General features: G+C 72.0%; 24 protein-coding genes. 9 read left to right on the forward strand and 15 right to left on the reverse strand.

Annotation, left to right across the window (positions count from 1 at the left end; genetic code table 11):
* The first annotated feature begins 10 nt into the window (after window positions 1-10).
* Window positions 11-646 carry an MBL fold metallo-hydrolase gene (locus STRCI_RS32635; RefSeq protein WP_269662550.1) on the forward strand — a complete coding sequence of 212 codons (636 nt, stop codon included), beginning with the start codon at window positions 11-13 and terminating at the stop codon, window positions 644-646.
* A 30-nt stretch (window positions 647-676) separates the two neighbouring features.
* The gene (locus STRCI_RS32640; protein WP_269662551.1) at window positions 677-1,456 is read left to right on the forward strand and encodes an exodeoxyribonuclease III; all 780 of its coding nucleotides are present in this window, start codon (window positions 677-679) and stop codon (window positions 1,454-1,456) included.
* 14 nt (window positions 1,457-1,470) lie between these two features.
* Here STRCI_RS32640 and STRCI_RS32645 read toward each other — a convergent pair whose 3' ends face one another.
* Together STRCI_RS32645 and fdxA are read right to left on the reverse strand one after the other, a co-directional pair.
* The gene (locus STRCI_RS32645; protein ID WP_269664710.1) at window positions 1,471-3,231 is read right to left on the reverse strand and encodes an SGNH/GDSL hydrolase family protein; all 1,761 of its coding nucleotides are present in this window, start codon (window positions 3,229-3,231) and stop codon (window positions 1,471-1,473) included.
* A 127-nt stretch (window positions 3,232-3,358) separates the two neighbouring features.
* A complete protein-coding gene (fdxA, locus tag STRCI_RS32650) occupies window positions 3,359-3,682 on the reverse strand; it encodes a ferredoxin (protein ID WP_269662552.1) in 324 nt (107 codons plus the stop codon).
* Between the two features lie 227 nt (window positions 3,683-3,909).
* On the opposite strand from fdxA, the gene STRCI_RS32655 reads away from it, so the two are divergent.
* The 4 genes from STRCI_RS32655 (at window position 3,910) to STRCI_RS32670 (ending at window position 6,753) form a co-directional block, all read left to right on the forward strand.
* Window positions 3,910-4,851, forward strand: coding sequence for a DMT family protein (locus tag STRCI_RS32655; protein ID WP_269662553.1), 942 nt, complete (start codon window positions 3,910-3,912; stop codon window positions 4,849-4,851).
* A 262-nt stretch (window positions 4,852-5,113) separates the two neighbouring features.
* Window positions 5,114-5,263, forward strand: a complete 150-nt coding sequence (locus STRCI_RS32660; protein ID WP_269662554.1) for a hypothetical protein — start codon at window positions 5,114-5,116, stop codon at window positions 5,261-5,263.
* Window positions 5,260-6,579, forward strand: a complete 1,320-nt coding sequence (locus STRCI_RS32665; RefSeq protein WP_269662555.1) for a glutamate-5-semialdehyde dehydrogenase — start codon at window positions 5,260-5,262, stop codon at window positions 6,577-6,579. The genes STRCI_RS32660 and STRCI_RS32665 overlap by 4 nt, the downstream gene beginning before the upstream one ends.
* A gap of 15 nt (window positions 6,580-6,594) precedes the next feature.
* Complete coding sequence (locus tag STRCI_RS32670) at window positions 6,595-6,753, forward strand: hypothetical protein (protein WP_269662556.1); 159 nt, start codon at window positions 6,595-6,597, stop codon at window positions 6,751-6,753.
* Window positions 6,754-6,832: 79 nt separating this feature from the next.
* Here STRCI_RS32670 and proB read toward each other — a convergent pair whose 3' ends face one another.
* From proB to STRCI_RS32685, 3 genes are read right to left on the reverse strand one after another with little or no spacing between them, the layout of a single operon-like run.
* Entirely contained in the window at window positions 6,833-8,056 is a 1,224-nt protein-coding gene (gene proB / locus STRCI_RS32675) for a glutamate 5-kinase (RefSeq protein WP_269662557.1), read from the reverse strand.
* The gene (locus STRCI_RS32680; protein WP_269662558.1) at window positions 8,053-9,063 is read right to left on the reverse strand and encodes an alpha/beta fold hydrolase; all 1,011 of its coding nucleotides are present in this window, start codon (window positions 9,061-9,063) and stop codon (window positions 8,053-8,055) included. Before STRCI_RS32680 ends, proB begins: the two co-directional genes overlap by 4 nt.
* Window positions 9,060-10,667, reverse strand: coding sequence for a WhiB family transcriptional regulator (locus tag STRCI_RS32685; RefSeq protein WP_269662559.1), 1,608 nt, complete (start codon window positions 10,665-10,667; stop codon window positions 9,060-9,062). Before STRCI_RS32685 ends, STRCI_RS32680 begins: the two co-directional genes overlap by 4 nt.
* Window positions 10,668-11,089: 422 nt before the next feature.
* Here STRCI_RS32685 and STRCI_RS32690 point away from each other — a divergent pair, with 422 nt between their 5' ends.
* The gene (locus STRCI_RS32690; protein ID WP_269662560.1) at window positions 11,090-12,151 is read left to right on the forward strand and encodes a beta-ketoacyl-[acyl-carrier-protein] synthase family protein; all 1,062 of its coding nucleotides are present in this window, start codon (window positions 11,090-11,092) and stop codon (window positions 12,149-12,151) included.
* Between the two features lie 113 nt (window positions 12,152-12,264).
* On the opposite strand, the gene STRCI_RS32695 is transcribed toward STRCI_RS32690, so the two are convergent.
* The 10 genes from STRCI_RS32695 to STRCI_RS32740 all read right to left on the reverse strand — a co-directional run bounded on the left by STRCI_RS32695 (window position 12,265) and on the right by STRCI_RS32740 (window position 22,455).
* Window positions 12,265-12,987: a TetR/AcrR family transcriptional regulator gene (locus tag STRCI_RS32695; protein ID WP_269662561.1), complete on the reverse strand. Its 723-nt coding sequence runs from the start codon at window positions 12,985-12,987 to the stop codon at window positions 12,265-12,267.
* Window positions 12,988-13,122: 135 nt separating this feature from the next.
* Complete coding sequence (locus tag STRCI_RS32700; RefSeq protein WP_269662562.1) at window positions 13,123-13,692, reverse strand: TetR/AcrR family transcriptional regulator; 570 nt, start codon at window positions 13,690-13,692, stop codon at window positions 13,123-13,125.
* Between the two features lie 100 nt (window positions 13,693-13,792).
* Window positions 13,793-15,421, reverse strand: coding sequence for an FAD-dependent oxidoreductase (locus STRCI_RS32705; RefSeq protein ID WP_269662563.1), 1,629 nt, complete (start codon window positions 15,419-15,421; stop codon window positions 13,793-13,795).
* On the reverse strand, window positions 15,405-16,676 hold the full coding sequence (locus STRCI_RS32710; RefSeq protein WP_269662564.1) for an MFS transporter: 1,272 nt from the start codon (window positions 16,674-16,676) through the stop codon (window positions 15,405-15,407). Before STRCI_RS32710 ends, STRCI_RS32705 begins: the two co-directional genes overlap by 17 nt.
* 51 nt (window positions 16,677-16,727) lie before the next feature.
* A complete protein-coding gene (locus STRCI_RS32715) occupies window positions 16,728-17,174 on the reverse strand; it encodes an SAM-dependent methyltransferase (RefSeq protein ID WP_269664711.1) in 447 nt (148 codons plus the stop codon).
* A gap of 400 nt (window positions 17,175-17,574) precedes the next feature.
* Window positions 17,575-18,372: a class I SAM-dependent methyltransferase gene (locus STRCI_RS32720; RefSeq protein WP_269662565.1), complete on the reverse strand. Its 798-nt coding sequence runs from the start codon at window positions 18,370-18,372 to the stop codon at window positions 17,575-17,577.
* Window positions 18,373-18,412: 40 nt separating this feature from the next.
* Window positions 18,413-19,138, reverse strand: a complete 726-nt coding sequence (locus STRCI_RS32725) for an alpha/beta fold hydrolase (RefSeq protein ID WP_269662566.1) — start codon at window positions 19,136-19,138, stop codon at window positions 18,413-18,415.
* A gap of 4 nt (window positions 19,139-19,142) precedes the next feature.
* Window positions 19,143-20,615 carry a coproporphyrinogen-III oxidase family protein gene (locus tag STRCI_RS32730; protein WP_269662567.1) on the reverse strand — a complete coding sequence of 491 codons (1,473 nt, stop codon included), beginning with the start codon at window positions 20,613-20,615 and terminating at the stop codon, window positions 19,143-19,145.
* Window positions 20,616-20,850: 235 nt separating this feature from the next.
* Window positions 20,851-21,012 carry a hypothetical protein gene (locus tag STRCI_RS32735; RefSeq protein WP_269662568.1) on the reverse strand — a complete coding sequence of 54 codons (162 nt, stop codon included), beginning with the start codon at window positions 21,010-21,012 and terminating at the stop codon, window positions 20,851-20,853.
* Window positions 21,013-21,138: 126 nt separating this feature from the next.
* Window positions 21,139-22,455, reverse strand: a complete 1,317-nt coding sequence (locus STRCI_RS32740; RefSeq protein WP_269662569.1) for a radical SAM/SPASM domain-containing protein — start codon at window positions 22,453-22,455, stop codon at window positions 21,139-21,141.
* A gap of 156 nt (window positions 22,456-22,611) precedes the next feature.
* On the opposite strand from STRCI_RS32740, the gene STRCI_RS32745 reads away from it, so the two are divergent.
* A complete protein-coding gene (locus STRCI_RS32745; protein ID WP_269662570.1) occupies window positions 22,612-23,052 on the forward strand; it encodes a DUF6278 family protein in 441 nt (146 codons plus the stop codon).
* Window positions 23,053-23,177: 125 nt separating this feature from the next.
* Entirely contained in the window at window positions 23,178-23,921 is a 744-nt protein-coding gene (locus STRCI_RS32750) for an amino acid ABC transporter ATP-binding protein (protein ID WP_269662571.1), read from the forward strand.
* The last annotated feature ends 192 nt before the right edge of the window (window positions 23,922-24,113 follow it).

Below are 24,113 nucleotides of genomic sequence, written 5' to 3' on the forward strand. Positions count from 1 at the left end.
GGATGGTGCCATGAGGTTCACGAAGAAGTCGCACGCCTGCGTCCGTCTGGAGAAGGACGGGCGCACGCTCGTCCTCGACCCCGGAGTCTTCAGCGAGGAGGACGCCGCGCACGGCGCGGACGCGATCCTCGTCACCCACGAACACCCGGACCACTTCGACGAGCGACGGCTGCGCGGCGCCCTGGAGGCCGACCCGGCCGTCGAGATCTGGACCCTGAAGTCGGTCGCCGACAAGCTCGCGGCCGCCTTCCCCGGCCGGGTGCACACCGTCGGCCACGGCGACACCTTCACCGCCGCCGGATTCGACGTCCAGGTCCACGGCGAACTGCACGCCGTCATCCACCCCGACATCCCGCGCATCACCAACGTCGGCTACCTCGTCGACGGCGGCCGCGTCTTCCACCCCGGCGACGCCCTCACCGTCCCCGACCACCAGGTCGAGACGCTGATGCTCCCGGTCATGGCCCCCTGGAACAAGATCTCGGAGGTCATCGACTACGTCCGCGAGGTCAAGCCGCAGCGCGCCTACGACATCCATGACGCCCTGCTCACCGACCTCGCGCGGCCCATCTACGACAACCAGATCGGCGCCCTCGGCGGTGCCGAGCACCTCAGGCTGGCGCCCGGGGAGAGCGCGGCACTCTGATTGTCAGTGGTGCCGGGTAGGTTGTGAGGCATGCGCATCGCGACCTGGAACGTGAACTCGATCACCGCCCGCCTGCCGAGGCTCCTGGCCTGGCTGGAGAGCAGCGGCACCGACGTGCTGTGCCTCCAGGAGGCCAAGGTCGCCGAGGACGCCTTCCCGGCCGAGCAGCTGCGCGAGCTGGGCTACGAGTCGGCGGTGCACGCGACCGGCCGGTGGAACGGCGTGGCGGTGCTCTCCCGCGTCGGCCTGGAGGACGTCGTCAAGGGTCTGCCCGGAGACCCCGGCTACGACGGCTCGGTGGAGCCCCGCGCCATCTCCGCGACCTGCGGCCCGGTCCGGGTCTGGTCGGTGTACGTGCCGAACGGCCGTGAGGTCGACCACCCGCACTACGCCTACAAGCTCCAGTGGTTCGAGGCCCTGAAGGCGGCGGTCGCGGGCGACGCGGCCGGCAGCCGGCCGTTCGCGGTCATGGGCGACTACAACGTGGCGCCGACCGATGATGACGTCCACGACGTCGCCGCCTTCGAGGGCCTCACCCATGTCACCCCCGCCGAGCGAGCCGCCCTCGCCTCTCTCCGCGAGTCGGGCCTGTCCGACGTGGTCCCGCGCCCCCTGAAGTACGACCACCCCTTCACCTACTGGGACTACCGCCAGCTCTGCTTCCCCAAGAACCGCGGCATGCGCATCGATCTGGTCTACGGCAATGACCCCTTCACCAAGGCCGTCAAGGACTCCTACGTCGACCGCGAGGAGCGCAAGGGCAAGGGCGCGTCGGACCATGCGCCGGTGGTGGTGGATCTGGAGGTGTGAGCGGGCCCGCGCGGTTACGGCATCAGCATCCGCAGATCCACCGACTCCGCCAGCGCGGCCAGCCCCGCGTCGCCGGGGTGCAGATGGTCGCCGCTGTCGTAGCCGGGCAGGATGCGCGCCGGATGCGCGGGATCCCGTAGCGCCGCGTCGAAGTCCAGGACACCGTCGAACACGCCCGCGTCCCGGATCCACGCGTTCACCTCGACCCGCTCCGCGTCCACGGCGGCCGTGCAGCGTGTCTCGCCCTCGCACGGGACGATCGTCGCCGCCAGCATCCGCAGCCCCCGGGCGTGTCCCCGGTCGGCGAGCCGGCTCAGGCCCTCGATGACCTGTTCCGAGGTCGCGCCCCAGCGGACGTCGTTGACGCCCTCGAACACCGCCGCCGTACGCACCGACGGCTGGGCGAGGACATCGCGGTCGAAGCGGTTGAGGGCGTGCACCCCGGCCGTGTCCGTGGAGACGCCGTCGCCGGGATAGCGGTCGGCGATGATCCGGTTGCCGGAGATGCCCTGGTTGAGCACGCCGTAGTGCGGCACCTCGTCCTGGGCGAGCAGCCGGGCGGCCAGCACGTCCGGCCAGCGCCGGTTGGCGTCGACCGTGGACTTGTCCCCGTCGGTGATCGAGTCCCCGAGCAGCACCACGGACCCCGGCCCGCCGCTCACGTCCACCCCGGCGAGCAGCGGCCAGTTGGTCAGGGCCGAGGTGTACGCCTCGGCGGAACCGTCGGCCGCGTGGTCGCCCGGATCGCTGAGGTACGACCGCTGCTGGGCGAGCCGGTGGACGGGCGCCGCCGTGACCGTGCCGGGCAGATGGAAGCTGATCAGCAGGTTCGTCCCCGCGGGCACCCGGAAGCCGAGCGGATCGCTGAACACCTGCGCGCCCGCCGGGATCTCGGTGCCCGCGACACCGCCGAACGACAGCGGCACGGGCACGGTCCGCGGGGCGGCACCGGACTCCTGGACCGCCACCGTGGCGCTGCCGATCCGTACCGGGGCCGCCGCGAAGGTGTTGTCGAACCGGACCCGGACCCGCGGCCCGCCCGCCGAGGTGTGCACGACCAGCCGCAGCGTCCGGTCGGTCCAGGGGCCGACGGCCGTGTAGCCACCGGTGGCGGTGGCCCAACTGCCGGTCCAGCCCCGGCCGGTGGTGCGCACGGACACCGCGAACACATGCAGACCGGCCGCCCGGGGCAGCCGTACCGAGGTCACCTCGCGGTCCGTCGCGAGCGGCACGGTGACGACGTACAGCCGTGGCTTCTCGGCGAGTTGGCCGTCCGGGGTGTTGATGTGCGGGAGGGCCAGGGCCTTGGTGGCGAGCGGGCCGGTGCGCCAGTCGGGGGCGGTGAGCGTGTACGGCGTGCGCGTGCCGTTCGCGTACGCGACCGTGCCGGAGCCGCTCACCTCCGCGCCGGTCGTGCCGGCGACAAGGAGGGCGAGGGCGTCACCGCGGCCGCGGACCCGGACGTCCTGGCCGTCGGCAAGGACGTTGTCCGGCTCGCCCGCGGCGCGGTCCGGCAGGGTCAGCCGGGCGCCCTGCACGCTGAGCGAGGCACTGGGGTGCCAGCCCGCCGCGGCCAGGTCGGTGGCGGACAGGGAGGCGCCGTGGCCGTCGAAGTCCGCCTCGGCGGGGCGGGAGTCGGCGCTGACCGCGGTGTTGTCGAAGAGCCGCTCCAACGGGAGCGGACCGTCCGCGGTCCGCGCGGCGGCGGTCGCCGCCGACACCGGCAGCAGACCTGCGATCAGCGCGCACACGACCCCCGCGCCCCGAAGACCCATCCGCACGTCCCGCCCCTCTCCTCGGCGAAGCCTTTGCTGACGTGATGTCAGGCGGGGACGAAGCTATGGAGGTGGCGGGCGTACGTCAACGAGGGCCGTGTGAACAGCCGTCGAACTCACCCGTTCGTCACCGGGTCTCCGAGACGGGCAGCTCCGCGACGACCGCGTGGTCACTCTCGACCGGGCCGAGGTTGGCGGCGCCGCCCGGGGAGCCGAGCTCGGCGAAGAACTCCGTGTCGGCGCGGCGGAAGTCCGCCCACTCGGCGGGGACGTCGTCCTCGAAGAAGATGGCCTCCACCGGACAGACGGGCTCGCAGGCGCCGCAGTCCACGCATTCGTCGGGGTTGATGTACATCTTCCGCTGGCCTTCATAGATGCAGTCGACGGGGCACTCGTCGACGCAGGCCTTGTCCTTGAGATCGACGCAGGGCTGGGCGATGACGTACGTCATGAGCGACTCTCCGTGGTCCAGATATTCTTGCCGGGCGGGTGAGTGCGGTGAGGGTAGGAGCCGCGGCAGGAATCCCCGTGGACGTCGGATGGAGTCCTTCTCGAACGCATGTCGCCCCCGGCTGTCCTGGTTGCCGGAGCTAATTCAGCGCCCGTAGACTTCAACAGAACGTGAAATAGGGTGGCCGGTACCTCTCGCTCCCGTGTCCGGCGCGGTGAAAGGACGTCGTGAACACCGTGTTCTCGGTTCTGGTGCTCGGTGCGGCATCCGCGGTGGCGTATGCCGCGGCGGCGGTGGCGCAGCGGGTCGCTGCCCTCCGGGTCGCCGGGGCGCATGGGGTGGGGCTTCGGCGGTCGGGGGCGTGGTGGATCGCGCTGCTGCTGAACGCGCTCGGTGCGGTGCTGCACACGGCGGCGCTGCGGTACGGGTCGCTGGTCGCCGTCCAGATGCTCGGTGTGCTCACGCTGGTCGCGGCGCCGTTGCTGTCGTCGGCCGTGTTACGGCAGCGGCTGAGCGCCGCGCAGTGGTCGGGGACGGGGCTGACCGTGGCGGGTGTGGTGGGGCTGCTCGCGCTGGTGCCGTCGGCGGGGGAGAGCCGGACGCTGGACTCCGGTGAGCTGATCGGGGTCGTGCTGCTGACCGCGGTCGCGATGGGGGTGGCGGTGCTCGTGGCTGCGGTGGGGCGGGGGGCGACGGTGGCGAGCCTGTCGTACGCGGCCGCGGCGGGGGTCGCCTTCGCGGCGGCGTCCGCGCTGGCGCAGACCGCGGTGCTGCGGGTGACCGGGGCGGGGTCGGGGACGTTCGCGGCGACGGTGCTGGTGGTCGGTGGGGTGGTGTTTCTCGCACCGGCGGGGCTGCTGCTGTGCCAACTCGCCTATCGGGGCGGGCTGGAGGCGCCGCTCGCCACCTTGACGCTGGTCAATCCGGTGTTCGCGGTGGTGGTGGGCGTGGTGGTGCTAGGGGATCGGTATGCGACGGGGCTGATGACGGTGGGTCTCGGGGTGGTCGCGGCGGTCGCTGCGGGGCGGGGAGTGTTCGTCCTGGCCCGTGCCGAGACGTCGGGGGCGCCGGAGGGGTCTCGGCCTCAAGTGGCGGCGCCCGGAGGGCACTTCTGGGGGATACGGCTGCGCCGGTCGGCGGCGGCGGTGGTGGTGGGGTCGCGGCGGTAGCGGCCTCGGCTTCGGCCTGGATTGTCCACCCGAGGGGTGGCGGGGCCTTCAGGTGGGGCCGGCGCTCGTGATCTCCCGCTCTGGGGTCGTCCTGCCTCGTGGAGCCTCGCTCAAGTCCCGGGCCAGGGGTGGTCGTGCCGCGCAACTACCGGCCTTGTCGGGGGTACTGGGGCGTGGAACGCTTCGGTGAGGCGAGTTCAGCAGTTGTTGAGTTTCCCTTGTCGTCCGAGGCGGCGGCGGGTGTACACCACAGGGGGTTGCTATGAGCGGCACCGGTTCCGGTCTCACCGTCCATCCGGACGAGGCCGAGGCGCTGGCCTGGGTGATGCTGGCCGAGCTGTCGGGGACGGAGCCCGTGCCGTCACCCGGGGCCGAGCTGGACGCGGTGGTGGGGGACGGCGGTGAGGGATGACCGCCGATGTGTCCGTCGGCGCCCCGACCGGGGCGCGGGAGCCCGGCGAGCGGGACGTCCGCGGCGCTGCCCTTGCCGCTCGCGCCGCCTCCCGGCTGCTTGCCGGTACCACCGCTGACGTACGCAACGCCGCGCTGCTGGCCATCGCCCGGCGCCTGACCGTCGACCCCGCCGACATCCTCGCCGCCAACGAGCGTGACCTCGCCGCCGCCCGGGACGCGGGGCTCGCCGCGAGCGTGCTGGACCGGTTGACCCTGACTCGTGAGCTGCTCGACTCGCTCGCCGGTACCGTACGCTTCCTCGCCGCCCAGCCGGACCCCGTCGGCGCCGGCGTGGACGGCACCGTCATGCCCAACGGGCTTGAGGTACGCCGGATCAGGGTGCCGCTCGGCGTGGTCGGGATGATCTACGAGGGGCGCCCGAACGTCACCGTCGACGCCGCCGCCCTCTGCCTCAAGAGCGCCAACTCCGCCCTGCTGCGCGGCTCCTCGACCGCCCGGCACACCAACGCCGCGCTCGTCTCCGCCATGCGCCAGGCCCTGGCGGACACCGGAGTCCCCGTCGACGCGGTGCAGCTGGTGCCCGGGACGACGCATGCCGCCGTACACGAACTGATGTCCCTGCGCGGCCTGGTGGACGTCCTCGTCCCGCGCGGCGGCGCCGAGCTGATCCGGACCACCGTGCGCGAATCGGCCGTACCCGTGATCGAGACCGGCGTCGGCAACTGCCATGTCTACGTCGACGCCCACGCCGACCTCGACAAGGCGCTCGCGATCGTCGTCGACGCCAAGACCCAGCGGACCTCCGTCTGCAACGCCGCCGAATCGCTCCTCGTGCACCAGGCCGTGGCGGCCGACTTCCTGCCCCGGGTCCTGCCCGCGCTGATCGAGCGGGGTGTGGTCGTGCACGGGGACGCACGCGTACGGGCCTGTGACCGGGCAGTCGTTGCGGCCGGCGGGGAGGACTGGGGCCGGGAGTATCTGGGTCTTGAGATCTCCGCCGCTGTCGTCGGGTCCCTGGACGCGGCCGTCGAGCACATCCGCCGGTACGGCACCGGGCACACCGAGGCCATCGTCACCGACTCGCAGTCCGCCGCCCGCCGGTTCGTCGCCGCGCTGGACACCGCGGTCGTCGCCGTCAACGCCTCCACCCGGTTCGCCGACGGCGGCGAGCTCGGACTCGGCACCGAACTCGGCGTCTCCACACAGAAGTTGCACGCGCGCGGCCCGATGGGGCTGACCGCGCTGACCACCACCAAGTACGTCCTGGTGGGCGACGGGCACACCAGGGGCGGAACCGCCGCCCCGCTGCCCTAGACGGGAGGTCCGTTCATGCAGATACGCATCATCACCAAGACCAGGCCGGCGGGCCGGCTCGTGTACCGGGGCGAGTCGCGGCGGGTCCGCCGCCGGGCACTCGGGCCGCCGTTGGGCCTGGCCGGGGTGGAGAACGAACCCGGTGAGCCGCACATCGTGCGCAGCATCGACTAGAGCGGTGCGAGACCTGGGGCGGCGCCCGTCGTGGAATTCGACGGGCGCCGCCCCAGGTTCGTCCGGGTCCGGTCGGATCTCAGATTCCGGGGCCGCCCGCGTCCCTGGACGCGAACTCTCGGGCGGGCAGGACTCGTACGTTCACCGCGCGGCGCAGTTGCGCCGGGAGCCCGGCGGCGCGGGCCGCGGGCGGGAGCAGGACCAGGTCGTCCTGGTGCACCACCTCCCGGCCCGAACGGCCGCGCAGCATGGACAGTTCCTGGAAGGCGAGCGAGGCGAGGCCGCGGGCGACCACATGGCCCTCCTCGTCGAGGAGTTCCACCGGGTCGCCCGCCACGAACTGGCCCGCGACCCGGGTCACCCCCGTCGCGGGCAGCGCGCCCCGCCCCTGCACCAGCGCGTGCACGGCGTCCGCGGTGAGCTGCACCGTGCCGCGCGGGCTGCTGGCGTGCTCCAGCCACAGCAGATGGTCGGAGTTGCGGTCCCCGGTGCGGTGGAAGAGCGTGCCCGTCTCCCGCCCGGCGAGGGCGTCGGCGGCGTGCCGGGCGGCGGTGAGCACCACCGGGACGCCCGCCCCGGTCGCGATCCGGGCCGCCTCCACCTTGGTCTTCATCCCGCCGGTGCCGACGCCGGAGGTCCCGGCGCCGCCCAACTCCACGCTCGCCAGGTCCTGTTGGCCGTGGACGTCGGTCAGGCGCCGCGCCCCGGGGCGCCTGGGGTCGCCGTCGTAGAGGCCGTCTATGTCGGAGAGCAGGACCAGCAGGTCGGCGCGGACGAGGTGGGAGACCAGGGCGGCGAGCCGGTCGTTGTCGCCGAAGCGGATCTCCGACGTGGCCACCGTGTCGTTCTCGTTGACGACCGGTACCGCGCCCATGGACAGCACCTTGGACAGGGCGCGGTAGGCGTTGCGGTACTGGGCGCGGCGGCCGATGTCATCGGCGGTCAGCAGGACTTGGCCGACCCGCAGCCCGTAGCGGGCGAAGGAGGCCGTGTACCGGGCCACCAGCAGGCCCTGGCCGACACAGGCCGCCGCCTGCTGCCCGGCCAGGTCGGCGGGGCGTTCGTCCAGGCCCAGGGGGGCGAGTCCGGCGGCGATGGCACCCGAGGAGACGAGCACGATCTCGGTGCCGCCGGAGCGGGTGCGGGAGAGCACGTCGACGAGGGCGTCGACGCGGTCGGAGTCCAGTCCGCCGACCGCCGTCGTCAGTGACGACGAGCCCACCTTCACCACGATCCGGCGCGCCCTGAGCACATCAGGGCGCAGTCCGCCGTTCTCCGCGGCGGTCGGGACAGGCCGGGTCATCGTTCCGCTCCCGATTTCAGGGCGAGTTCCCGGGGTGCGGCCGGGGCGGTCTCGCGCCGTTGTCGTAGGTCGCGCAGGAGCGCGTGCACGGTCTCCACGACCAGCACGGGACGCTCGTACGGCAGGTCATGGCCCTGTTTCGGCACGGTGTGCAGGGTCGCCCCCGGGATGTCGTCAGCCAGGCGCACGGCCTGGGCGGGTGGTGTGTAGGTGTCCAGGGCGCCGACCAGGATCCGGGTCGGGATCCGGCCGAGCGCGTCGAGCCGGCCCGCGCAGTCATGGGTGGTGAGCGCGGCGAAGAACTCGGCGACGGTCAGCGGCGGGATGGCGCGCAGCGAATGCGCGTCGGCCCGTGCGGAGTCGGTCTGCGGGCCGCGCCCGAACAGGGCGTGCCACAGGGGCGCGGCCGAGGGGTGCGAGAGCGGTCCGGTGAGCAGCCGGTGTACGGCCCTGGCCCAGCCCGGCGAGCGCAACAGGCCGTCGGTGACCAGCCGTTCGGCCTGCGCCCGCCGCTGCGCGCCCCGGTCCTGGGGCACGAACGGGACGGCTCCCACGTCCTCGACGCAGGTGGAGAAGAGCGCGACGCCGGCGACCCACGGTCCGAACAGGTCGGGTTCGGCGGCGGCGAGTTGCTGTACGGACATGCCGCCCATGGAGTGCCCCACGAGCAGTACGGGACCGTCCTCCGGCGCGGTGGCCCGGCGCAGCACAAGGTCGAGGTCCCGCCCGAGCAGGGCCATGTCCAACGGCGCCTCACCCCGGGTGGACCGACCGTGCCCCCGCTGGTCGTAGCTGACCGCTCGCAGCGCGGGAAACCCGGGCCGGGGACGCGTCAACGCCTCGATGTGCGGCCGCCATTCGAGGGCCGACATGGTCCACCCGTGCGACAGCACGACGGTGGCCTCGGCCTGGGGCGACCCATGCGCGTATACGACGATCTCGGCGCCGTCGTCGGTGACCACGGTGCCCGCGAGCCGCCGGGCCTGCATCCCCGCCGCGCCGCTCATGACGCCCCACCACCCGGAACGGGCCGAATGGTGATGGTCAACCGAGGATTCCCCGGCGCCACGAAGGTCCTCGCGGACCCACTGGTCAACGTAACCCTCGGCCCCTCCGGCCGCCGCCGGACCTTGGGCCCCACCGGCACCCGCACCCGATCCGCAACGATGGGCCCGGGGGCGCGCCGAGGTTCGGGGCCGAGGGGCTGCCGCGTGCGATCACTCGGGGTGCGGGGGGAGTTGGGGGTGAAGGGGGCTTGGGGTCGGTTGCCGGGCGTGCGCTGGGCGTTCGGGGTGAGGGGAGCTTGAGGCCGGTTGCCGGGCACTCGCGCGGGGTTCGGGACGACGCCGCCCGGGACGCGGCGAGCGCCGGGGGAGAGGGGCGTGCGGGGCTGCTCGGCCGGAATGCGCCGGGAGTTGGGGTTGCCAGGCGTGCCGGGGCGGCCTCCAGAAGCGGCGGGCCGTCCGTCCGCGGTGAGGGGAACGCGCCCTCCGTCCGCGGGTGTCGGTCCAGCCGGATACCGCACACCGGGCGGCACCTGCGAGCCCCGCGAGCCCCGGGCACCGCCGGTCAGGGGCCGCCCATCAGGCCCGAGCGGTACCGAGGTCCGGGCACCGCCCGGGACACCTCGCCCGTCGGACCCGAGCGGCACCGACGCCCGACCACCGCCCGGCACTCCCCGCCCGCCGGCCTCGGCCGGCGCCGAGGGCCGGCCGACGCCCGGCACCCGCCGCCCGTCGGAAGGGCCCGGCACGGCGTTGCGCGCACCCTGGCCCGCCCCCGGCACCCGCCGTCCACCGACAGCCCCCGGCCCCGAGTTCCGCGGACTCGAACCCGAGCCCGCCGGGCCAGTTGCCGCGGCACGCGTACCCGCCGCCGGACCCGTGCTCGCCCTGGAACCCCCCTCCACGTCCCGTCCCATGGGCACCGGACCCGCCGGATGCCCCCCGGCAGCCGGGAGTTGAGGGCGCAGGGCCGGGGCGACACCCCGCGTGGGGGCGCCGTACGGCGGGAGTGGTGGGCGGCCCAGCGGTGTCATGCCGTCGCGTGCCGTGGAGCGTTCGGGGCCGGGCAGGACCTGCTCGCCGCCGCGCCGTACCCGCTTCCTCGGGGCCCGGGGAAGCGGCATGCCGCTGACTGGGCCGCGGGTGCAGGAGGAGGCCAGTTCGGCCAGCTGCCAAGCCTGTTGGACCTGGCCGAAGCTGATGCCGAGGGCGCCCGCGATGCGTCGCGGGGTCCAGCCGTGCCGGCGCAGGTACCACACATACGCCGGCCGCTCCCGGGGCGTTGCGCTGAGCCGGCGTCCGCCGCCCGCCAGATACGCGGCCAGCTCCGCTCCGGTCGACTCCAGCGTCCCGGCGATCCGCAGCAGCTCACGCCGTTCCCGCGCGTTGAACCCGCCCCAGATCCCGGCCCCCTCGTCGCGCACGAGCGCCTCGCGCAAGCACTCCCGGGCCACCGGGCAGCGCCCGCACAGTCGTTTGGCGATGGCCTCACGATCGAGGCCGCCCGAGGCTCCGGGGAGCGGGAAGAACGTCTCGGGGTCGGTATCGCGGCAGGCCGCGCGTTCGGTCCAGGGGTCAGGGTCCGCGTAGTGCGGTGGTGCGTGCATGGCGGTCGGCCCTTTCTCGGTGTGATCCCGGTGGCCGTTGCTCTCGGCTGTCCTCCCGGATTGAATTCCATGCGCGTTGAATTTCGCTCTAGTTGTAGTCAACTCCCCTCTCGTACCTTCGTGTTCAGAGGCCGACCCAGAGCGTTCGATCGGTTACCCGGGGAGGCTCACAGGCAAAGTCCTGGATCGTTCTGTGTCGGCACCGGCTGCGCTCCTGCCTGCGCACGTATCACCGCCGCGCCGCACAGCGCCCGCGAGGGACAGCACCGTCAGACACCGGGGGGAGTGTTCGGCATGCGTAGATTTCCACGGTTTGAGCCTTGCCCGGCGGCGACTGCGACGTCGCCCGGGCGCCCGACCACCGGGCCGGACGTGGTCGGTGCCCCCTCCTCCCGCAAGCTCCGCACTGCCATGGAGGCGTCGTGCCTGTCGTCATTGCTCCCGCTGTCGCCCTGCCCGTCCATCAGGTCAGCACGGAGGAGGTGCTGGAACGCATCGCGGAGCTGTATCCGGATCACCCAAAGCTGGCCCGCGTCTTCGAAGTGGTCCGTGCCACGACCGTACGGACACGCTGGTACTCACGCCCGCTGGCCGAGCAGTTCAGGAACGACGACTCGGTCGCCGAGCGCACCCGCGCGCACCTGAACGACTGCCTGGAGCTCGCCGAGCGCGCGGCCCGCGCGACCCTGCGCGAGGCCGGTCTCGAGCCGGAGGAGGTCACCGCGCTGGTGACGTCCAGCGCCACCGGGCACACCATGCCCGGCCTGGACATCCAGCTCATGGAGCGGTTGGGCATCGCACCCACCGCCCGGCGCATCCCGGTGACCCAGATGGGCTGCGCCGGCGGGGCGTTCGGGATCGCGACGGCCGCCGAACTGGTGACCGCGCGGCCGGAGACCAAGGCGCTGGTGGTGTGCTCCGACACGCTGAGCCACTATCTCCACGAGCGGGACACCGGTATGGACGGAATGATCTTCAAGGGGCTCGTCGGCGACGCAGCAGGCGCGTGCGTGGTGCAGGACCGGTCGACCGGCCGGCGCATGGAGATCCAGGATTCCTGGAACTGCCTGGAGGTCAACGCCAGGGGTGTGGTGGGCGGTTACGTCGACAACGACGGGCTGCATCTGCACAACTCCCCGGTGGTCTCCGACATGATCCGGGGCCTGACCCCGAAGCTGAAGGAGTGGCTGGAGCGTGACGCGCCCGTCGGCGCGGACCACGGGCCGGAGTTCGCCGCCTGTCACACCGGCAGCCCGAAGATCCTGTCCTGCTTCGCCGAGGGGCTCGAATGCTCCCCGGAGATCTTCGACCCGGCTCGCGACTCCTTGCGCGAACTGGGGAACCTGGGCTCCGTCTCCATGCTCGACATGCTGGAGCGCACCTTCGCCAAGCCGCCCCGGTCGGGCGCGCACGGCGTGATCTTCGGCGCCGGTCCCGGGATCTTCCTCACCGCGGTCAAGGCCATCTGGCGGGACGAGGTGTGAGGGCCCGCAACCCGGACCTGTCCCACCTGCACGAACGCCGGACGGGCAGGACCAGGGCCTCGGCCCGGTCCCGCCCGTCCGGCGTGCGACGGCGAGCGGCTCGCCGCGTGCGGTCAGTCCTCGTCGGCCCCGGGCTCCGCGGGTTGACGCGGTTTCAGCTCGGCGGAGAGCCGCAGTTCCAGGGACGGCTTCACCCAGGCCATGAACTCGGCGAACTCCATGCCGGCCAGGGGCTGGACCTCCAGGACGTAACGGAGGATGGCCAGTCCGGCGAGGTGTCCCGAGGCGAGGGCCACGCGGACCTCGGCATCCGGCTGTTCCTTGTAGCCCGACGCGTTCGCCCAGGCCTTGGCGCTGGTCTCGATGCGGTGCTTGAGGACCTCCGCGGTGGCGCCGTCGGCGAGCCCGGCGCGGTAGATGGCCTTCATGGCGTACCGCGTCTTCTCGTTCTCCCAGAAGGAGAAGTACGTCATGGCGAGCCACTCGGCCTGAGTGGTGGTGGTGTCCGCCAGCGGCGCCTCGCCGACCACCGCCGAGACGCTGAAGGGGGAGTTGATCGCGGCGTCGAAGACGCCTTCCTTGTTGGTGAAGAAATGGTGTACCAGGGCGGGGTCCACCTGGGCGCTCTCGGCGATGGCGCGGATCGTCGTGCGGGCGTAGCCGCGTTCGGCGAAGAGGTGCAGTGCCGATTCGAGGATCTGTTCCCGGGTGCCGCTGTCCCCGGGGCGACGCCCACTGCGGGCACGCTTGGACCGGCCCCGGTAGGTGGCCGGGGCGTCGGACAGCTCGGGTCCCTCGGATGGTGAAACGGAACCGTCTGTGCGCCTGGATTTCATCAGATCACTGCACTTTGCGTGGTGTATTGAGGAATAAGAAATTCACTGTACAGTGAAAATACCTTATCAGGTCGGGCACCGTCAGACCATGAACATGCGGAGTCTTGGGTTCTTCCTTACTCTGACCGTTCCTGTTCACTCCGCCGCCAGCACCGTCCGCATCGAGGGTGCCACCAGCTCGACCAGCGCCGCCACCGGCAGATCGGCGATCGGCCGCAGCCGCAGGACGTAGCGGGTGAACGCCACGCCCAGCAACTGCGCCGCGAGCACCCCGCTGCACGCGTCCGCACGCTCCGGCCCCAGAGCGCCGCGCAGACTGCTGGTGAACTGCTCGTGCAGCATCCGCCGCAGATGCTCCGCCGCCCGCTCGTTGGTCGCCGCGCAGCGCAGCAGCAGCCGCATCGAACCCTCGTCGAGATCGTCCTCCCAGGGCGCGAGGAAGCGCGTGATCAACTCCTGCGGCAGCAGCTCCCAGGGCGTACCGGTGAGGTCCGGTAAACCCAGGTCCACGTCGAGAGCGGCGTCGAACAGCTGCTCCTTGCTGCCGAAGTAGCGCATGACCATGGACGGGTCGATGGACGCCGTCGCCGCGATCGCCCGGATCGTCGACCGCTGGTAGCCGTCGGCCGCGAAGTGCATCCGGGCCGCGCGCAGTATGGCCTCCCGGGTCCGCTGGGAACGCGACGACATCAGCTGGTGTGCCACGGCGACGAGCCTTTCCACGTCTGGTCCGCACAAGCCCCCGCGCGGGAGGCGGTTCGAGGGATTCGGCCGGGCTCGGTCGGTCCTTCACGGTGTCCTCTCGTCACGTGCGGTCTGCGCGGGCCGGTTCCGAGTCGGGGGCTTCGGCGGTCTCCTCCTGGGCCGGCCGGGCCGGGCCGGCGGCCTCGGCGGCGGTGGTCGTGCGGCGCGCGGGAGTCGGGCCCTCGGTGCCGCACCAGCGGTGCAGCGCCTGCCGTACGCGCTCCTCGCGGCCCGTGGCCGACGACGTGCTGTCCACCCAGGCAGCGTAGCCGTCAGGGCGGACCAGAACCGTGCTGACGCCGGAGAGTTGGGGCACCGGGCCGTCCACCCGGACCGGGCAGACCCGCGAGCCCCAGGACTCGCAGACCGCGGCCGCCGTCCCGTCCGCGCCCAGGTCGAGCAGCAGGAACCGGCCGTCACGCATCAGCTCGTACAGCCGCACCGGCGCGCCCTCGGCCTGCGGCACCGCCAGATCCGGCACCCGCTGACCGGGGCGCAGCCGGGCACCGCCCAGTGCGACCGGCCGGCCCCGGCCCGCGTAGCCGGCGCGCAGTCCGGAGATCGCCTCACCGGCGAACTTGTTGATCCGGCGCCGCCCCAGCAGCCGGGACAGCACCATCCGGCGCAGATTGGTGACGACCGGGGAGGGGTGGGTGGCCATCCGGGTGGCGTGGTCGGTGGCCTTGAGGATCCGCTGCGCCTGCGGGCGCCGCTCGGACTGGTAGGTGTCGAGCAGCCCGGCCGGCGCCCAGCCCTGGATCGTGGCGGCCAGCTTCCAGCCGAGGTTGACGGCGTCCTGGATACCGAGGTTGAGGCCCTGCCCGCCGAGCGGCGAGTGCAGATGCGCCGCGTCGCCCGCCAGCAGCACCCGGCCGGTGCGGTACTGGTCGGCGAGCCGCTGGTGGATCTTGAACCGGGCCAGCCACTGCGCGTCGTACGGCTCCGGGTCGAAGCCCAGCACCTCCGTCAGCCGCTCGGCCAGCTCCTCCAGCGTCACCTCGTCCCGCGTCCACGGATGGTCCCGGTGCCCGACCGCGACCCGGTACAGACCGTCCCCGAACGGCACCGACACCATCATCGCGCCGCCCCCGGTCAGCATCACCACGTCGTCCGGCGGCGCCTTCCGCAGCCGCACGTCGGCGAGGATCGGCGCGATGTCGTACGTACGGCCGCGGAAGGCGATGCCGGACATCTCGCGCACCGCGCTGTGTGCGCCGTCGCAGCCCACCACGTAGTCCGCGGTCTCCTCCCACTCACCGGACTCGGTGCGCACATGCAGCCGTACCCCGGTGGCGTCCTGCTCCACGCCGAAGACCTCGGCGCCGCGCTGCACGATGACCCCGAGGTCGATCGCGCGCTGCTGGAGCGCCTCCTCGGTGCGGCTCTGCGGGACCACGTAGAGGGCCGGAAAGGGGCTGTCGATGCCGGTAAAGTCGATGGACGCGCCCTGCGCGGGCTGCATCCGGCCGACCGGCCGGCCCACGGCGGTCAGCGCGTCGGCGTGCCCGCGCAGATCGAGCACCTCCAGCGTCCTGCTGTACAGCGCCATGGCCCGGGACTGCGCGGACGGCTTGGTGCGGCGCTCCAGCACGGTGCAGGAGACTCCGGCGGCGGCCAGTTCACAGGCCAGGGCCAGTCCGGTGGGTCCCGCTCCGACGATGATGACGGACTGCTCAGGGGTGGGTGCCATGGGTCTCTCCTTGGACATCGGTCAGCGATACGGCCGGCGCGGGCGGCGCACCGGGAGCGGCGGGCGGCCGGCCGGCCCGCGCCGCCCAGGCACCGGAGCCGAGCGCCAGGGCACCGAGCAGCAGCCAGCCGACGGCTCCGCGCTGCACCACGAGGAACGTGACGACGAGCGGACCGTAGGTGTTGCGGGCGGCGTTGCCCAGGCTGAAGAAAGCCAGATAGACCTGGCGGCGGTCCTCGGGCGCGAGGTCGTAGGAGATCGCCCAGGCGCCCGCCTGCTGGTGCATCTCCGCGAACGCCTGGAAGGCCACCGCGCCGAGCAGCACCGCGACCGCCGCGGCCGTGGGCAGCGCGCCGGTGGCGGCGAGGGCGCAGCAGCCGACGGCGAGCAGCAGCCCGCTCAGCCGGAGCGCACGGCCGCCGTCCTCGGCCGTCTCGATCCCCCGCGTCGCCCGGACCTGGAACAGCACCACCACGACCGTGTTGAGCACCAGCGTCCAGGCGATCACCGAGCGGGGCAGCTCGTCATGGGCCAGCACCCACAGCGGGATGCCCACCGTCAGCACCGTCACATGCAGGCTCACCACGGAGTTGAGGCAGGTCAGCACGGTGAACCGGCGGTCCCGGAAGACCGCGAGGCGGCGCCGCCACGGCAGCGGCCGGCCGCCGCCCGCGCCACCCGCCCCGAGCCGGGTCACCAGCACCGCGGCGAGCACGAACGACAGCGAGTTGCCGTACACGACGGCCAGATACACCCCGTCGCTGTCCCACAACAGCGCCCCGGCGGCCGCGAGTCCGCCGAGCGACAGCCCCAGGTTCTGCAGCGACCGGGCCATCCCCATCGCCCGCACCCGTTGCCCGGCCTCCACGGCCGCCCCGAACAGCCCCTGCACCAGCGGCGAGGCGGCCCGGTCGGCCACCGCCAGCAGCGAGACCACGCACAGGAACGGCACGAACCCCGACGCGAAGGGGTAACACGCCAGCAGCGCCGCCCGGGCCACATGGGCGGCGATCAGCATCCGGCGCGGACCGGCCCGGTCCGCCAGGATCCCGGTGGGCACCAGCAGCGCGAAGGACACCGCGCCCGCGACACCCAGCCCGAGCCCCACCTCAGTGCTGCCCAGGTCCAGATAGCGGGTGAGGAAGACGACCGAGACCGCCATGTAGAGCCCGCTGCCGAGGGCGTCCACGAACACCGCGGCCAGCAGCACGAGCGCGCTGCGCGGCAGCCGCTCCCGCTCGGCGGACTTCTTCATGTCGGCTCCGATCGGCGGAGGTTCAGGTGGAGCGTTCGGGGTGCGGCAGGCTCAGTAGTAGTCCCGCATCAGGTCGTCGACCCACGCGGGCTGTACGACCTCCTCGCGCGGCCCGAACTGCGTGAGATACGGCTTGATGTCGAGCACCGGAGTGCCGTCCACGGCGTCCAGGCCACGCACATGCACATCGAGCCCGTCCACCTTCAGCAGCTTGCAGCGCGAGACCGCGATCCGGTTGGGTCGGTTCTTCGCACGCTGCGCGAAGATCCCGGTCCGCGGCCAGTCGGGGTTGCCCCGCGGGTGCCGGGCGCCGGTGTGGATCTTCTCCGGGGCCACCCGGTGGAAGTGGAAGACGACCTCCAGATGGGAGAAGGTGTCCAGGCCGAGAAGCGCCTCCGGTCCGAACCGCCCGCCGTCCAGCCGGATCACCGAGGTCACGTCGCCCCAGTAGTCGTCGGAGAGGTCGCTGCGGTCGCTGTGGACCCGCCCGATCGGCACCAGGTCGGTGACGGCGTTCGGCCGGGGCTCCTCCAGGTGCGCGAACCACACCTCGTCGCGGACCAGCAACTCGCCCGTGACGGCCCGCTGGACGGTCAGGAAGATCTCGTCGGCCGGGACGTTCAGCAGCTCCGAGAGCCTGCTCTGGAGCAGCCGGAGCAGCGCGCCCACCTGGTCCTTGCTGTAGCTCTCCTTGCAGACCACGAACCCGACCGGGGCCGGGGGAGAGTCCGGGGCGCGCCACTCGGGCCGGTGGTAGGTGCCGGGTTCGAGGCGCTGCCACCACACCCAGCAGTGGCCCGCGGGCAGTCCGAGCAACTGGGTGATGTCGGCGGCGAGTTGTTCCAGCGCGGCGGGGCCGGGACTCGCGTCCGGCGAGAACAGCCTGATGACGGGCATGTCAGCGCACCCCGCTCAGCGGCTTGACGCCGATCAGCATGCAGGTGCGCACGGGGATGAAGAACTCCTCGCCCTCCTGCCGGATGCCCAGCGCCGCCCGGTGCGCCTCGGGGGCCTCGGCGAGCCGCCGCCGGATCGCGGCCTCCGCCTCGGCGCCGGAGGAGGCGATCTCGCACCAGCGCTTGACCGGCACGCCGGTCCGGCTCTCCGCCTGGCCGCCGCGGGCGACGGGGACGTTGAGCCCGGCGCCCTGGAAGAACTCGACCCACTCGTCCAGGGTGTAGCTGCGCACATGGGTGGGGTCGTGCAGGATCTCCAGCTCATGGTTGAGCGCGTCGAACACGGGGTCGGTGTGGCCCTCCAGATCGATCACCGCCAGCCGCCCGCCGGGCCGCAGCAGCCGGGTCATCTCACCGACCGCCTTCGGCATGTCCTGGAAGTGGTGCGGGGCGAGCCGCGACACCACCAGGTCGAACGAGGCGTCCGGGAAGGGCAGTTCCTCGGCGACGGCCTGCGCGGTCTCCACCGTCACCTGCCGCTCGGCGGCCAGACCCCGGAACGACTCCAGCATGGACGGCGCCGGGTCGACGCCCACCAGCCGGGCCGGGTAGTCCTCGGCGAAGGACAGCGCCAGATGGCCCGCGCCACAGGCGACGTCGCAGATCGCGCTGCCCGTCTGCGGCCCCAGCGTCTCGTGCAGGGCGGCCATCGTCGGGCTCGACTTGTGCACCTCGCTGGTGGCGAAGTTGTTGGCGATCTTGTCGAACCGCCGGCTGGAGAGCGTCTCACTCGCGGGCATTTCTTTCCCTTTCCTGTTCGTGCTGTGTGCTGACGCGGCGTCAAGAGGCGATGCCCACCAGGGAGGTGAGCGCCCGCAACGGGTCACGGGCGGGTCCCGGACCGACGGGGTGCAGGGTGTGGCCGAGCCCTTCGAGTACATGGACCCGGACCTCGGGGGTCGGCGAGCCGATGACGTGGCGCGCGGACCAGTCGCCGTACATGCCCGGCTCGAAGACGGCGGGCTGCGGGTTCTTGTCCGAGCCCTCCGAGTCCTCGACCAGATAGCCGATCAGGTCGCGGCTGCCGTAGACGAGTTCGACGGCGGGGACGCGCGAGCTCAGGAAGACGTCCTCGTCCACCACCGTGCCCACCAGCACCACGCGGTCGGCGCGCGGGGGAGAGCCCGACTCCAGCAGCCGCAGCAGGGCCTGGCCGCCGAGCGAGAAACCCACGAGGGTCAGTGGCCCGGCCGTCAGGTGCCGGCTCCCACGCACCAGCTGACCGAGCCGCTCCACCCTGGCCTGCAACTCCGCCTCGGTGAAAGGGGACTTCGGGTCACGGACGGGCATGTCGCACTGCAACACCTGCCGTCCGGCGGTCACCAGACGCTCCGTCAGTCCGGCGAGCAGCAGGTCGTCCCGGCCCTCGCCGTCGAGGGCCGAGACGCTTCCGGGCGCGGCGAGCAGGACGGTCGCGCTCGCCGGGGCGGCGGGGAAGGACCGCAGGACGCGGTAGGACTCCCCGCCGGAGTCCTTGCGCCACTGGACATGGCGGTGCACGCTCACGCCGTCACCTCCGGCACACGGCTTCGGCGAAGGAGCCGACGCGCTGGTGGAAGTAGACACTGATGATCTCCTCGTGCAGGGCCTCGCCGTCCAGCGTGGGTATGACGCTCTCCGCGGCCCCCGGTACCGGCTCGACCAGTCCGCGCTCCAGGAGTTCGTCGAACACCCCGGCGAACGGCTCGTCGTGGAACAGCTCGACGCCGAACCGGCGCCTGAACCGCCCCGCGTCGATGGGCTGGTTGGCCTTGAAGTTGAAGCCGAGCACCAGGCCGACCGCCTCCAGGCCGACCAGCCGCCGCCCGAACGCCAGCGGCAGCTCGGGGCCGTTCTGGATCAGCCGGGCGTAGCCGCTGATGTCGGCGATGTTGTGGGTCTGGACGACCGTGTCGTCGTCGCCGGTGAGCCAGCCGTAGGCGCCGGGGCCGTAGGCGATCATCGAGTCGTGGCGCTGCCACTTGTTGCGCGAGACGCGCGGGATGTTGCCCTCGGGGTAGATGCCGGGCCGGTTCCACCAGCCGCACGGGCTCGGGTGGTAGCCCGCGTCCAGCAGCAGCTCCACGATGGCCTCACGCATCTCGTACGTCTCGTCCAGGCCGGGGAAGACGTGCTCCTCGCGCAGCCGGTCGCGGACGCTCTCCACGTTCCACAGCGCGCGGTTGCCGATCCCCATCTTCGCCCGGTCGGCGTTGCGCAGGCGGTAGATGGTGATCGTGGGCACTTCCAGATCGGTCAGCCGCCGGATGTCGTCGGCGACCTTCCCGGGGGTCTGGTGCGGCAGCCCGAACATCATGTCGACGTTGAACGGCCGCCCGGTGGCCCGGAGTTTCTCGATCGCCTTCAGCGACATCTCCGCGTCGTGGCCGCGTCCGGCGAAGGCGTTGACCTCGCTCTGGAGCGACTGCACGCCCACGCTGAAGCGGTTGAAGCCGATCGCGCAGGCCTCGGCCAGCTCGTCGTGCTGGAAGTTGTCGGGGTTGCCCTCCAGCGAGATCTCGCAGTCGTCGGTCAGCGTGTAGTGGGCCCGCATGTGCCCGACCAGTCGCCCCAACTGCTCGGTGCCCAGCAGGGACGCGGTGCCGCCGCCCAGGTAGACCGACTCGATCCGGGCCTCGGCGAGCCAGGGCGCGTGCGCGAGCCGGCGGCGGGACTCCTCCAGCAGCAGATCCGTCCACACCCGCGAGGCACGCTCGCCCTCCGCGCCGCCGGGGACCCTGCGCTTGACGTAATTGCAGAAGTGACAGATGTACGCGCACAGCGGCACATGGAAGTACAGGTGCGCGGGCCGGCCGGCGCCCGGGTGGGCGCGCAGGGCCTCGGCGACCTCCGAAGGGTCCAGCCGGTCGCCGTAGTTGGCCGTCACGTTGATGTTGTAGTCGTCCTGGCCGATCCTGAGGGCCGGGTTTTCCTGGAGCAGCCGCGCGAGCCCCGTGCCGGGGCGCACGGCTGTCGTGCCGGCTGAAGCAACCGCCTTGCTCATCGCGACCTCGTCTCCTGTCCGGGGTCGGCCCCCGTTCGTCGGTCACGCCGCGCCTGACGTTCGCGCGGCCCTTCCCGGCCCGTCCCTCACGGGCCGGGAAGGCCGTGCAGCGCTCGCCCCCGCTCCCGATCCCTCAGCGGTCCCGGGGGTCCCTCGAGCGCTCTTCCGCGAGCCCGTCCCTCTACGAGCCCGGGGGGTCCTGCAGTGCTCCGGTCCTTCTCATGACAGGAGTCGGTCAGATCTCGACCTCGATGACCGTGGCCTCGGTGATGTTGGTGGCCTCCACCAGGAGGGTCTCGCTGGGCGCGGTGGCCGAGGCGGCGCCGACGGCACTGAGCGTCACGCCCTCCTCGCCCGGCTCGAGGTGGATGCGGATGACCTTCTTCTCTTCGGGCATGTCCGTGTTCCCTTCGATGAGGGGCGGCAGCGGTCGCGCCGCCCCCGGACGGGGCCCGCTCACGTCATCGGGAGCGGGGTCGGTGGGGCCCGGCGCAGGGCCGGGCCGTGCGGCCTCGGGCCGCGTCTAGCGCGGGGTGAGAGTCAGGCGTACGTTGCGCTGCTTGCGCTCGCGCCAGTAGCGGCCGGAGCGGAGCATGAACTCCTGGAGGTATTCGGTGGCACCGCACCCCTTCGGGTCACCGGTGAGATTGCGGGCCAGCGGCGGGCACCGGAACTGGCACCAGATGTCCTCCTTGGCCACCGGGCAGCTCCCGCACACGCTGTGGTCGCTGAACCGGATGTCACGGAAGGCGTCGAAGCCGCTCTCCCAGATCTCGGCGAAGGACCGCTCGGCGATGCTCCCGGCCCGGTGCAGCTGTCCCGACATGCAGTTGCTGCACGGGTAGATGTCGCCGCGGCTGTTGACGTAGACGACCGAGCGGCCGCACTTCTCCTGGCCGACGGCGCGTTCGAGGCGCTGGCAGAACTGGATGGTGTCCACCCCGCGGATCTCGTCCGCGGCGCGCCGGCCCGGCTGGGTGCCGGGGGCGCTCGCGGGTTCGGTGCCGGAGTCGGTCTCGGGGGAGGTCGAGTACCGCTCCATGCACCTGCGGTAGACCTCGAAGACCTCGTCGACGTCCTCGGGTCGCAGCAGCATGTCGGGGTGGAGCAGGGCGCGGCCCACGGGGTGGGTCTCCAGCCACTGCGGGCGCGGATAGCCGCGCTCCGCGCACCACTCGAAGATCTCCTCGGCGTCCTGGATGTTGTTGCGGTGGACGGAGATCGCGGTGCGGAACACATGGCCGTGCTTGCGCATCATCTCGAAGGCGTGCTGGAGCTTGGGGAAGTCCATCCGCCCGCGCACGGTGCGCTCGGGGTCGGCCGTGTCGAAGCTGATGAAGAACGACTGGCCGGGCGGGATCGCCGCGAGCTTCTCCTCGGTGATGAGCAGGCCGTTGGTGAAGATCTGGGTGGAGAACGGCTTGCTGCGGGCGTGCCGGATGATCTCCACCGCGTCCCGGTGCGAGAAGATCTCGCCCCCGGTGAGGAAGACCTGGAGCACGCCCATCTCGGCGAACTCGTCCAGCAGGGCCTTGATCCGCGGGGTCGACATCTCGTCGGGCCGCTTGAGCGCGGAGTCCGCGTAGCAGTGCCTGCAGCGCAGGTTGCACAGGTTCGTGGTCTCCACGAACGCGATGGCCGGGGCGGACAGATGGAACCGGTCCAGGGTCACCAGCGGATCGCTGAGCGCGTGGGTCATCAACTCCTCGGCGGACACCGGCCGTCCGGCGTTGTGCCGCAGGATCAGCTGCCGCGCCGAGTCGGCGAGGAACTCCACATGACCGTTGGGCAGCAGGGCGACCAGTCCGCCCTCGTTCACCTGGAATGGGATCTTCCGCACGGGTCCCCGCCTCCCGGAAGGCCAAAGTCAACATTCGTTGAACTCATGACCTGATGAACTCTACGGAGAATGAATAAGCTTTGGCAAGAGGTATCCGGGCGGTCGGTTCCCGCGTGCCGGTGGTGCCGGTGGCATGGTCGGTGCGAGGCTGAGCGTATGAACATCCCTTTCCTGGGCGGCTGGCGGAAGCGGCACTCTCCGGCCCGCGGCGTAGCCGTGTTCGCGGACGGCGACGACACTCACGAGGGCATCGCCGAGCTGCTCTCCGAGTGCGATCTGCTCCGCTCCCAGGCGGCCCGGGAGGGGATCCGGCTCGACGACTCCGCCGCCTCGCTGGAGGCGCTCGACCAGCTGCTTCCGCGCTGGCGGGACGACGAGGAGGTGCTGCCCTGGCTCGGCAACGACGCCGGCCTCTATCTCGGCACGGTCCTCGTGCGCACGGTCCCCGGCGCCCAGTGGGAGATCTGGCCCAACGGCCAGCCCGTCGTACGGCTCTCCTCGGGCCGTGAGTTCGATGTCGTCACCTCGGGGCACGAGTGGGCCTCCAGTGGTGCGCCCGAGCTTTCGCAGCTGTACGCCGAAGTCGCGGAGGCATGAATCCCTGGCCTGAGCTGCGGGTTAAATACGGCTAATGCCCGAAAAGTGCGTGTCGCACCTTAACTCCAGTCCTATCTGGATAGCTTGCGGCAACCAGACACAGCTGAGAGTGGGTAGGGCTGGGCATGGTCGTCGATCCGTTGATCGAGCTGCACGACGTCAACAAGTACTACGGGGAGCTGCACGTCCTCCAGGACATCAACCTCACCGTCGGCAAGGGGGAGGTGGTCGTCGTCATCGGCCCCTCGGGGTCGGGCAAGTCGACCCTGTGCCGGGCGATCAACCGGCTGGAGACCATTCGCTCCGGCACCATCCTGCTCGACGGGAAGCCGCTGCCCGAGGAGGGCAAGGCGCTCGCGCGGCTGCGCGCGGACGTCGGCATGGTCTTCCAGTCCTTCAATCTCTTCGCCCACAAGACGGTGCTCCAGAACATCTCGCTGGGTCAGGTCAGGGTCCGGGGGCGCAAGAAGGAGCAGGCGGACCGGCGTTCGCGGGAACTCCTCGACCGCGTCGGACTCGCCGACCAGGCCGACAAGTTCCCCGCCCAGCTCTCCGGCGGCCAGCAGCAGCGGGTGGCGATCGCCCGCGCCCTCGCGATGGAGCCCAAGGCGCTGCTCTTCGACGAGCCGACCTCGGCGCTCGACCCCGAGATGATCAACGAAGTCCTCGAAGTCATGCGGCAACTGGCCCATGAGGGCATGACCATGGTCGTCGTCACCCATGAGATGGGTTTCGCCCGGTCGGCCGCCAATCGCGTCGTCTTCATGGCCGACGGCCGGATCGTCGAGGACCGCGCGCCCGAGGACTTCTTCACCGCCCCGGAGAGCGAGCGCGCCCGGGACTTCCTGTCCAAGATCCTCAAGCACTGAGCGGGAGCTCGACCCATGCCGTGTACCACACGTGTGCCTTCGTCGGCACCGGACGCCGGATGCTCAAGCCCCGCCCCCCGCCCGGGAAGTACCTCCCGCCGACCCTCGACTACGATGAGCGGTTCGTCCCCCTAGGACCGGCCCTGACGCAGGTCGCGAGGGGGACGCTGCCGGCAGGTGGGGGTTCCCCAC

The organism is Streptomyces cinnabarinus (assembly GCF_027270315.1).
In the GTDB taxonomy this organism is placed as follows: Bacteria; Actinomycetota; Actinomycetes; order Streptomycetales; family Streptomycetaceae; genus Streptomyces; species Streptomyces cinnabarinus.

Coding starts and splice junctions, on each gene's coding strand:
- STRCI_RS32735 (WP_269662568.1), bottom strand. CDS start 21,012: ATGCCCGAAGAGAAGAAGGTCATCCGCATCCACCTCGAGCCGGGCGAG.
- STRCI_RS32665 (WP_269662555.1), top strand. CDS start 5,260: ATGACCGCCGATGTGTCCGTCGGCGCCCCGACCGGGGCGCGGGAGCCC.
- STRCI_RS32695 (WP_269662561.1), bottom strand. CDS start 12,987: ATGAAATCCAGGCGCACAGACGGTTCCGTTTCACCATCCGAGGGACCC.
- STRCI_RS32645 (WP_269664710.1), bottom strand. CDS start 3,231: ATGGGTCTTCGGGGCGCGGGGGTCGTGTGCGCGCTGATCGCAGGTCTG.
- STRCI_RS32660 (WP_269662554.1), top strand. CDS start 5,114: ATGAGCGGCACCGGTTCCGGTCTCACCGTCCATCCGGACGAGGCCGAG.
- STRCI_RS32750 (WP_269662571.1), top strand. CDS start 23,178: ATGGTCGTCGATCCGTTGATCGAGCTGCACGACGTCAACAAGTACTAC.
- STRCI_RS32670 (WP_269662556.1), top strand. CDS start 6,595: ATGCAGATACGCATCATCACCAAGACCAGGCCGGCGGGCCGGCTCGTG.
- STRCI_RS32730 (WP_269662567.1), bottom strand. CDS start 20,615: ATGAGCAAGGCGGTTGCTTCAGCCGGCACGACAGCCGTGCGCCCCGGC.
- STRCI_RS32685 (WP_269662559.1), bottom strand. CDS start 10,667: ATGCACGCACCACCGCACTACGCGGACCCTGACCCCTGGACCGAACGC.
- STRCI_RS32745 (WP_269662570.1), top strand. CDS start 22,612: ATGAACATCCCTTTCCTGGGCGGCTGGCGGAAGCGGCACTCTCCGGCC.
- fdxA (WP_269662552.1), bottom strand. CDS start 3,682: ATGACGTACGTCATCGCCCAGCCCTGCGTCGATCTCAAGGACAAGGCC.
- STRCI_RS32635 (WP_269662550.1), top strand. CDS start 11: ATGAGGTTCACGAAGAAGTCGCACGCCTGCGTCCGTCTGGAGAAGGAC.
- proB (WP_269662557.1), bottom strand. CDS start 8,056: ATGACCCGGCCTGTCCCGACCGCCGCGGAGAACGGCGGACTGCGCCCT.
- STRCI_RS32705 (WP_269662563.1), bottom strand. CDS start 15,421: ATGGCACCCACCCCTGAGCAGTCCGTCATCATCGTCGGAGCGGGACCC.
- STRCI_RS32680 (WP_269662558.1), bottom strand. CDS start 9,063: ATGAGCGGCGCGGCGGGGATGCAGGCCCGGCGGCTCGCGGGCACCGTG.
- STRCI_RS32640 (WP_269662551.1), top strand. CDS start 677: ATGCGCATCGCGACCTGGAACGTGAACTCGATCACCGCCCGCCTGCCG.
- STRCI_RS32710 (WP_269662564.1), bottom strand. CDS start 16,676: ATGAAGAAGTCCGCCGAGCGGGAGCGGCTGCCGCGCAGCGCGCTCGTG.
- STRCI_RS32720 (WP_269662565.1), bottom strand. CDS start 18,372: ATGCCCGCGAGTGAGACGCTCTCCAGCCGGCGGTTCGACAAGATCGCC.